The 8,989-nt window shown below is 71.1% G+C and carries 8 protein-coding genes; 5 read left to right on the top strand and 3 right to left on the bottom strand.

Annotated features, from left to right (window positions below; genetic code table 11):
* Positions 1 to 170 precede the first annotated feature (170 nt).
* The 3 genes from ND748_RS18475 to ND748_RS18465 form a co-directional block, all read right to left on the bottom strand.
* Positions 171 to 1,148, bottom strand: a complete 978-nt coding sequence (locus ND748_RS18475; protein WP_251747129.1) for an NAD(P)-dependent oxidoreductase — start codon at positions 1,146 to 1,148, stop codon at positions 171 to 173.
* A gap of 8 nt (positions 1,149 to 1,156) precedes the next feature.
* Complete coding sequence (locus ND748_RS18470) at positions 1,157 to 2,287, bottom strand: DegT/DnrJ/EryC1/StrS aminotransferase family protein (protein ID WP_251747127.1); 1,131 nt, start codon at positions 2,285 to 2,287, stop codon at positions 1,157 to 1,159.
* A gap of 1,062 nt (positions 2,288 to 3,349) precedes the next feature.
* Positions 3,350 to 4,252 carry a metallophosphoesterase gene (locus ND748_RS18465; protein WP_308205659.1) on the bottom strand — a complete coding sequence of 301 codons (903 nt, stop codon included), beginning with the start codon at positions 4,250 to 4,252 and terminating at the stop codon, positions 3,350 to 3,352.
* Between the two features lie 473 nt (positions 4,253 to 4,725).
* Here ND748_RS18465 and ND748_RS18460 point away from each other — a divergent pair, with 473 nt between their 5' ends.
* From ND748_RS18460 to ND748_RS18440, 5 genes are all read left to right on the top strand, one after another.
* A complete protein-coding gene (locus ND748_RS18460; RefSeq protein ID WP_251747125.1) occupies positions 4,726 to 5,235 on the top strand; it encodes an MSMEG_0572/Sll0783 family nitrogen starvation response protein in 510 nt (169 codons plus the stop codon).
* Positions 5,236 to 5,613: 378 nt separating this feature from the next.
* Positions 5,614 to 6,498 carry an alpha/beta fold hydrolase gene (locus ND748_RS18455; protein ID WP_251747123.1) on the top strand — a complete coding sequence of 295 codons (885 nt, stop codon included), beginning with the start codon at positions 5,614 to 5,616 and terminating at the stop codon, positions 6,496 to 6,498.
* A gap of 125 nt (positions 6,499 to 6,623) precedes the next feature.
* Positions 6,624 to 7,733, top strand: a complete 1,110-nt coding sequence (locus ND748_RS18450; protein ID WP_251747122.1) for a YihY/virulence factor BrkB family protein — start codon at positions 6,624 to 6,626, stop codon at positions 7,731 to 7,733.
* A gap of 92 nt (positions 7,734 to 7,825) precedes the next feature.
* On the top strand, positions 7,826 to 8,443 hold the full coding sequence (locus tag ND748_RS18445; protein ID WP_251747120.1) for a phage holin family protein: 618 nt from the start codon (positions 7,826 to 7,828) through the stop codon (positions 8,441 to 8,443).
* Positions 8,444 to 8,525: 82 nt separating this feature from the next.
* A partial coding sequence (locus tag ND748_RS18440; protein ID WP_251747118.1) for a DUF3618 domain-containing protein occupies positions 8,526 to 8,989 on the top strand: 464 nt, incomplete at its 3' end.

Here is an 8,989-nt window from a genome sequence, read left to right as displayed (position 1 = left end):
GTCGGGTGCCCCGTCGTCGCCGCGTCGCCCGACCGCCGACGCCACCCCCGCCGACGCCACCCCTGCCGGCCGACCCTCCGTGGAGGGCCGGCCCGGGGGAGCGGCGGTCGCCGCCGAATCGCCGTTTTCGGATGATCCGCTCACCGTGATACCGCCGATCTGCGCCATGGTTACTCCGAGGACGCCGCGGAGACGTCTAGGTCGTCGACGGGCTGGACGGCCTGTGCTGGAGGCCGTCGGTTTGCCAGGTACCACTCGATGTACTGCCTTACCCCGTCCGTGAACGGGGTGGTCGGTCGCCAGCCCAGCAGATCCAGCGCTCGCTGCGCCGACACCTCCCGGCCCCGGAAGTCTCCCGGCCGGGCCGGCACGTGCTCGATCGCCGTGCCGGGGAAGTGGTGGCACACCGCCTGCGCCATCTCGAGCACGCTGACCGCCTCGGCGCCTTCCAGGGCGATGGTGGCGTTCTCCGCCTCGGGCCGCAGCGCCAGCACGTGGGCGTCGGCGAGGTCGCGGACGAACACGTAGTTGCGGAACTGCTGCCCGTCGCCGGCGACGGTGAGCGATTCGCCGTCGAGCGCCTTGCGAACGAACCGGGCCAGCACCAGCTCGTCGCGCATGCCGGGGCCGTAGGGGATGCCGTAGCGCAGGATCGTGAAGGGCAGCCCGTAGGTCTGCTGATAGCTGTGCAGCAGCAGTTCCGCGGCGAGCTTCGTCGAGGTGTAGACGTGGCCGGCGCGGCCGAGGGTGATCTCGGCGTCCTCGGTGAGCGGCGCCGGATCCGCCTGCTCCCCGACCGCGCCGTAGACCCACACGGTGCTGGCGAACAGCACGCGGGCGACGCCGGCCTGCCGGGCCGCCTCGCAGACGTTGCCGGTGCCCTCGACGTTGAGGCGTACCGTGCGCGCCGGGTCGGCGTAGGCGAAGTCGACGTTGGACATCCCCGCCACGTGGAACACCGCCTCGACCCCGGCCAGCGCCGCGGTCAGCCCCGGCAGGTCGAGCACGTCAACCTGCTTGCTGGTGGCTCGCGGGTCGCTCGGGCGGGAGTCGACGTCGAGGGAGATGACGTCGTGGCCGGCGTCGAGGAGCCGGTCCACGACATGGCTGCCGATGAACCCCGAGCCTCCGGTAACGGCAATCTTCATGCTCACGCTCACCCGTCCAGGTCCAGGCTCGCCAGCGCGGCGGCGAAGGAGGTGACCACGTGGTCGGCCTCCGCGTCGGTCATGTCGGAATGGATCGGCAGGCACACGTGCCGGGCGCACAGGTCCTCCGCGACCGGCAGCGAGCGGCCCACGTAGTCGCTGAACACGGGCTGCTGGTGCAGCGGCGCCTCGTACACCTCACCGCTGAGCGACACCCCGTGGCGCTCCTTGAGCTCCTTCTTCAGCCGCGCCCGGTCGACGCCGGGGCGGGGCAGCACGATGTACTTGTAGTAGTTGCAGACGTCGCCCGCGGGCACCCGCAGGCGGCCCGCACCGTCGAGGGCGTCGAGCGCGGCGTCGTAGCGGGCGGCCACGGCGGCGCGGGTCGTCAGGAACTCGTCAAGATGGCGCAGATGCACCTTGCCGGTGACGGCGTGCATCTCGCTGAGGCGCCACGCGTAGCCCTGCTTGATGTGGGTGTTGCCGAGGAAGCCGGCCTTGCCCTGGTCGCGGTAGATCAGCGCGGCCTCGTGGATGGCAGGGTCGGCGGTGACGATCATCCCGCCCTCGCCACTGGTGATCAGCTTGGTGGGGTAGAACGAGAACGCGCCCGCCGCCCCGAAGGAGCCGGCGTAGCCCGCACCATGACGGCAACCGTGGGCGTGCGCCGCGTCCTCGACGAGCGCGAGGCCCCGGTCGGCGCAGAACGCCGCCAGCTCGGCGACGTCCGGCGCGATCAGACCGCCGATGTGCACCAGGACCACGGCCCGGGTGTTGGGCGTCACGACCGCCTCGACATCACGAGCGGTCAGCGCAAAGGTGTCCGGACTCACATCCGCGAAGACCGGGGTGCCCCCGGCCCGGAGTACCGCGAAGGCGGTCGCGGCGAATGTGTTGGTGGGAACGACGACGTCCGCGCCCTGAACGTCCAGACTGCGGAGAATGATCTCCAGTGCGGCCGTGCCACTGCTTACGGCCACCGCGAACGGGGCACGGTGCGCGGCGGCGAATGCCGCCTCGAATTCATTGGTATGAGCGCCCAAGGTCATCGCACCGGTGGAAAGGATCTCGGTCGTGGCCGACGCGATCTCCGCGCGATCCTCCGGTGAGAAGACGATGCGCGCCGCGGGGACATGCACCTGTTCACCCCTGCCTTCCGAGTTATCCGTGTGAGCGGGCACTGCTCCGGATGCCCCGTATCGCGGTGGCGAGCCGATGCGCGGACCCCGGTCGCCCGGCACCGCGGCCCAGCCGCAATGTCAGGTTCGCGGGCACCCGCGAGGCGGCGTCGCCGCGATGCGGAACTCCCCTGGCGGCCGCGACCCTCGCGACCCCACGACCCCGGATGACGCCGGCCTCTCGCCGGCGCGACCGTGCCCCCTCCAACTCGTCCGGATGTAACGCCCAGCTTTGTCAGTACATGCCCAAAACAGGCTATCGACCCCGGTCGACGGGGCAGCTACGGCCCACACAGGTTATCTACGAAACATCTCACATCTATCCGAACGTAGCCGAACCTGTCGGCAAAGCGACGCCGACCGTCGGATCGTTCATCCGCATCGCCGAAGACACGCGCTCCGGGACAGACGGTGTTCGATCGTGGGTGCCCCCTCCCCCTCCCCGCCGACGGTCCCGACGCCGCCGGACGCACGGGTCATCGTCGCGCCTCCGATACCCGTCGTGGCATTCAGTCATCCTTCTGTTACCGATCGCAAGCTGGGCGGGCTCGGCCCGCCGGCGCTCGCCGGCCAGAGCGGCGCGGAGACGCGCCCCGCCGCGAGACGCGGATCGACCGGACGGGGACACCCGCTGGGAGAGGCTGATCGGCGGAGCGCCGCAGCGCGCCGGTGCGACCTCCGGGAGATCGCGCCGGCGGTGGTCACCGGACGTGGGCATACCTCCGGCACGTGGGCCAGGCGGCCGGAAATCACCCCGCGGGGGTGAGCGCCGCCGCGGCCGCCATCCCACGGCCGCCGGCACGGAACCGAGCGCTCCCGCCCGGGAACGCTCCGCACCCACTCAAGCGCGAGAAGTCCCGGTGAAGCCACCTCACCTGGCGTACGGGGGGAACGCAGGTGCAGAACTTCACCGGGACTAGTGAAAGTGTACGACCCCCATCTGTCGGGCGCGACAGGACCAAAGTCCCTCACTTCCGACCCTTGCCATTTGACGCCCCAACGTGCTTGACAATGGACGATTAGCTATCGGACCGCCCGCCGAAAGCTGATCTCGCCACGGTCCGTGTCGTACAACATCCAGTGGGACGGCTTGCCTCGGGCGGGCCCGACATTGACCACCAGCGTGGCAGCGACCACCAGCGTGGCAGCGCCGGACAGCCGCCCATCGGACGGGCGGTCCGGGCGGGGTACCGAGATCGGCCGGCCGGGCTCGACGGCAGGCAACGCCCGCACGACCCCCGCCGGGGCCACCGGACCCGCCGCCGGGCCGTCCGCCGCCTCGCTGCCGGCGGCGGTGTCCGACCAGGTGATTTCGAACAGGGCCTCCTGGTGGGTGTGCCCCACCACCACAACCGGCACCCGAGGAACGTCGGCGGCGACCGGGACGAGCAGGTCCCGTCCGTCCGCGAGGTCGTGGGCTGCCGTCCCGAGCGGCGCGCCCGGGCCGCCGGCCAGCTCGGCGCGGCCGGTCGACCAGCGAATCTGATGGCCGTGCAGACCCACGACGCCGTGCAGGCGATCCCGTTCGGGCGCGTCGAGCAGCGCGGCGAGGTCGGCGGGTATCTGCGCGGGCCGCAGCAGCTCGCGGATGCGCAGCTCCTGGTTGCCCAGCACCCGGCGGATGCCGACGAGACGCGCCCACAGCGCCGGGTCGGGGTCGACGACCCGCTCCAGCGGCCAGAACCGCGAGGGATCATGCCGGCGGCGCGAGACCTTCGCCTCCAGGTAGTCGCCGAGGCAGACGATCTCGTCGGCGCCCGCCACCGCGGCGGCGGCGAGGATCCGCCGCAACGCCCCCGGCCGGCCGTGGAGGTCGGCAAGCACGGCATATCGCACCCCACCAGCATCCCCGGTTCGCCGTTGCGCTGCCTGGCGGTCCGCGCTGCGCCGCGGGGCGGTGGCGGCCGGCGAGCCCTCGGCCGGCACGAAGACACCAGGGCGCGTATCCCGGCGAGATCAGGGGATGATTCGCGGCAGCCCGAGCCCGGCCCGGTCCGGCCCGGCCCGGCGGGCAGAGCAGCGGTGCTTGCGCGAATTCCCGGAAAATCCGCGCGCCGTCGCCGGTTCGGACTGGCGCCGGCGATGGTGCGCAAAACATCCCAGGCCGGTCAATCGTTGCAAAGAAAAATCCATTCGGAGTGACAGACAATACAGTCTGGTCCGCCGCGGCCACACCGGGACCAGAAAGTACGAGCTTCGTCTCGGATCGTCGTGTTCGTCGTACAGAGGAATCGGCGAGATGCTTGACTGCAACCCGTGCGGCGAGGAGATCTCCGCGGAACGTGCCGATCGTCGGTACCGTCCCGAGTTTCGTCGTCGACGGCGACCGGCGGCGCTCCGGCCAGACCAGCGACAGGCGCTCCGCGCGGTCACGTCCCGGGCCCGATCGAGGAGCGTTCATGGAGCTGACGGAGAACGACCGACAGAGCCTCAACGAGGTTCCCCATCCGGCGCTTCCCACGGGTAGCAACCTGTACGGATCGACCAAGATCTTCCCGGACTACCAGGCCCGCGACGGCGAGTGCTACCTGACTCTCATCCACGGGATCGCGCACGAGTCGTCGGTGAGCTTCGTCGCGATACTGCAGGCCACCCGCGCGCTCCGTAAGGGCTTCGAGTCCGTCCTCTATTTCTACGGGCTCGGCGCGATGAACACGATGGCGACCCGTGGATTCCCGCACACCGGCGATTCCGCGTTTCCCGGTGAGCACAACATCAACCACCAGATCGAGACGTTCATCAAGGAAGGCGGGAAGGTCTACGTCTGCCGGTTCGGGCTGTCGCTGCACGGCCTGCGCGAACAGGACGTCATCGACGGGGTGATACCCGCGCATCCGCTGGACATCCAGGACTGCGTGATCGAGTACACCCGGCGTGGCGCGATCATCAATTCCACCTTCATGTTCTGACCGACCGGATCATGCCGCAACCGACCGGATCAGGCCCCGACCGACTGGATCACGTCCGACCTGCTTGATCACGTCCGACCGACTGCGCTGGCCCGATGGTGCGCGCGTCCCCGTGCTGGCCGGCCGCATCACCGGCCCCGGCCGCGTCTGAGCGGCCGTCGGCCAGTCACCGCCGGTCCACGCCGCCGCCCGGGAGGTCACATGCGCGTCACGGTGTCGTCGCAGCGTGCCAGGGTGACACATCGTCAATCCGACAACCTGCCCCGGAAGGGCCGGAACCCCGGGCAAGCGGTGTTGTATCAGGGTGGGACACGTCGCAGGCCGCCCGGCCCGCGACCGGAGCCACCCGCCCCACGACCCGAACGGCAGAGACCTGGGATGGAAGACGAAGCACCGGCCTGGTTCGAGGCCGCCCTTGACAGCCGACCGCAGCGGCACGAGACCGAGGTCGCCGGCGCCACCATCAGCTACCGCTGCTGGGGTGCGGCCGGGCGGCCGGCGATCGTCCTGGTGCACGGCGGCGCCGCCCACGCGGGGTGGTGGGACCACATCGCCCCCCTGATCCCCAGCGAGTACCGGGTAGTCGCCCTGGACCTGTCCGGCCACGGTGACAGCGACCGGCGCGAGGACTACACGCTGAACACGTGGGCGGCGGAGGTCATCGGCGTCATCGACCACGCCGGGATCACCTCACCGCCGATCATCATCGGCCACAGCATGGGCGGCTGGGTCACGATCATGACCGCCGCCGAGTACCCGGACCGGGTCGCCGGCATCGTCGTCGTCGACTCCCCCGTCCAGGAGTTCACCCCGGAGGAGCGGGCGGCCCGCGACCGGACCGCCTTCGGGCCGCTGCGGGTCTACCCGACCGCGACCGACGCCCTGGCCCGGTTCCGCACGGTTCCGGACCAGCCGACCTCGTTGCCGTTCATCATCGACCACATCGCCCGTGGGTCGATCGGCTCGGTGCAGGGCGGCTGGACGTGGAAGTTCGACCCGAAGGTGTTCGGCAACCGCACGCCCTCCCCGGAGGTGCTGCGCAAGGTGCACTGCCGGGTCGCGCTGTTCCGGGCCGAGTACGGCCTGCTGACGCCGGACATCGGGGTGCAGATGTACAACCTGCTTGGCCGGGTGGCACCGGTGATCGAAATTCCGCTCGCCGGTCACCACGTGATGCTCGACCGGCCGCTGCTGCTGGTCACGGGAATCCGCACGATCCTGGCCGACTGGGAGCACTCCTCCCCCCAGGAACGCACCGACTGACCGCGATAGCGCACCGGCCGGGGACCCGCCGCACACCGGCGCCCGCAGCGGCGCCTCGGAAGGGGGGTTGACCAGGGTCGATCGGGTACATCTGCCGTCATGTCACGACGGCAGTGGAGATCGCCATGAATCCGTCCGCCCTCCTCGGGCGCCGCCACGATGATCGCGGGCCCCGGACCAGCCGGCCGGTGCGGGAGGTCGACCCCCCCGAGCACGGTCCGACGTCCGTTCCGGCGCGGGGCTGGCTCTCGGTCGCGAAACGGGTCAAGTCACAGCTCGCCATTCTGTCGATCCCGCTGATCGCCAGCGGCGTGGCGTTCTGGGCGATCATGTCGATCTTCCCGGCCGCCATCGCGGTGCTCACCGTCTACGGCCTGGTCGCCAGCCCGCAGACGGTGAGCGACCAGATCGGCGACCTGTCCGACTCGCTGTCGCCGTCGACGAGCACGGTGCTACGGGACTGGTTGAACGGCATCGTCTCGACGAACCACTCCGGGCTCGGCCTGGGCCTGCTGCTGAGCCTCGCGGGGGTGCTCTGGGCGGTCTCCGCCGGCACGCAGAACCTGATCAAGGCCGTGACCGTGGCCTTCGAGCAGGAGGAGACGCGGGGACCGGTCCGGCTGCGGGCGCTTGCGGTCGCGATGAGCCTCGGCGGGGTGATCGTCGCGGTGCTGGTCGTCGGCGGCATCACCGCCGGCGGCTCCCTGCTGTCCCACCATGTGGCCGACGGGACGGTCCGGGTGGTGCTCACGGTGGTGCAGTGGCTCGTGCTGGCGCTGATCGTGATGGCCGCGGTCGCCACGCTCTACCGCTTCGGGCCGGCCCACACCCCGGCGAACTGGCGGTGGGCGTCGGTCGGGGCCGTGGTCGCGACCGTGGCGCTGATCGTCGCCTCGGTGGCGTTCTCGTTCTACGTGCGCGCCTTCGGCCACTACAACAAGACCTACGGCGCGCTCGGCGGCGTCGTCATCCTCATGCTGTGGCTGTACTACGCCGTCACGGTCGTGCTCATCGGCGCGCTGCTCAACGCCGAGGCGGCCCGTGAGGCGACCGGCGCCACCGCGCCCGAGACCTACCCGGAGGCCTCCCCCGTCGGCGTGCGCCGCCCGTGGGATCGGCCGGAGTCCGACGACGAGGCCGATCGGGATGGGGAGACCGCCGACGACCGCCCGGCGAGCGCGGCCGAACGGATCAGAGCGGATATGCGTTTCAGGCGTCACGGGAGGCGTGGTTAAGCGGCCCAAGGTGGGGAATTCCGCAGACCACACGATGTTCCACGGGTGCCGCCACGCGGACGACCCGCCAGCAGAACCCGCGAGGAGATCCCATGACGAGCACATACCGTCAACAGCCGGACGTCACTGACGATCCGTACCCGAACGATGTTACCGCGTACCGGGGTGCTGTCGACGTGGCCGCGCCGGACGACTCGACCCAGGTGTTGCGCGCCCCGGCCGCCGCGACGTCGACCGTCTCGCCCTCGTCCAACAGCCCGCTCGCGACCGACGGCCGGCCCGCGAGCGGCGGGCACCCGACCGCGCGTCACGACGGGGAGGGGCACTCCACGGGCCGCGGTTCGACCGGGCAGCTCGTCTCCGAGGTCGTCACGGACATCTCCACCCTGTTCCGCCAGGAAGTCGCCCTCGCGAAGGCGGAGGTCCGCGAGGAGGCGAAGAAGGCTGGCAAGGGGGCCGGCATGTTCGCCGGCGCCGGCGGCGCAGGGTACTTCGCGCTGCTGTTCGCCCTGCTGGCCGTCATGTTCGGACTCGGGGAAGTGATGGCGCTGGGCTGGGCGGCTCTCATCGTCACCGTCGTGCTCGGCGCTGTCGCCGCGGTGCTCGCGTTGAAGGGTCGGTCCACCGTCCGCAAGGTCCACCCCGCCCCGACGCAGACCGTGGAGACGCTGCGCGAGGACGTCCAGTGGGCGCAGAGCCGACGCAAGTAGGCCGCTGCCGTCTTCCTCTCCGCTCCCCGTGCACGGCTCGGACTTCACCAGCGCAGATACCGACTGAAAGGCCAGGTGGGCAGTGACCAGCACGAGTCCGGATGAGATCCGGTCCGACATCGAGGCGACCCGGGCCCGGCTCGGCGACGATCTCGACGAGCTTTCCGACCGCGTCAGCCCGCAGAAGGTGGCCGGGCGCACCGCGCAGGACCTCCGCCGCCGGGTGAGCTCGGCGACCGAGTCGGTTCGGCCCAAGGTGGCCGCGACGACGGGTTCCGCCACCGAAAAGGCCCGCCAGACCGCGGACCAGGCCAAGGCCACGGTGCGCCGCCAGCTCGACGCGCACCCGCAGGTCGCAGCGACCGCCCAGCGGGCCAAGGACACCGCCGGCAGCGCCGCCGGCTCCGCCAGCCAGACGGTCCACCGCCAGCTCGACTCCCACCCGCAGGTCGCGGCGAAGGTCGGCCAGGTGCGCGACACCGCGGGCGAGGCGGTCAACGCCGGCCGGCAGAAGGCCGCCGCCAACCCCCGGGCCACCGGTTCGGC

The organism is Frankia sp. AiPs1 (assembly GCF_023716945.1).
Classification (GTDB): Bacteria; Actinomycetota; Actinomycetes; order Frankiales; family Frankiaceae; genus Frankia.
This window is presented reverse-complemented; position numbering and strand designations above follow the sequence as displayed.

Excerpts from the sequence above, each read along its gene's own strand:
- ND748_RS18475 (WP_251747129.1), bottom strand. The coding sequence starts at position 1,148 with ATGAAGATTGCCGTTACCGGAGGCTCGGGGTTCATCGGCAGCCATGTC.
- ND748_RS18460 (WP_251747125.1), top strand. The coding sequence starts at position 4,726 with ATGGAGCTGACGGAGAACGACCGACAGAGCCTCAACGAGGTTCCCCAT.
- ND748_RS18455 (WP_251747123.1), top strand. The coding sequence starts at position 5,614 with ATGGAAGACGAAGCACCGGCCTGGTTCGAGGCCGCCCTTGACAGCCGA.
- ND748_RS18450 (WP_251747122.1), top strand. The coding sequence starts at position 6,624 with ATGAATCCGTCCGCCCTCCTCGGGCGCCGCCACGATGATCGCGGGCCC.
- ND748_RS18445 (WP_251747120.1), top strand. The coding sequence starts at position 7,826 with ATGACGAGCACATACCGTCAACAGCCGGACGTCACTGACGATCCGTAC.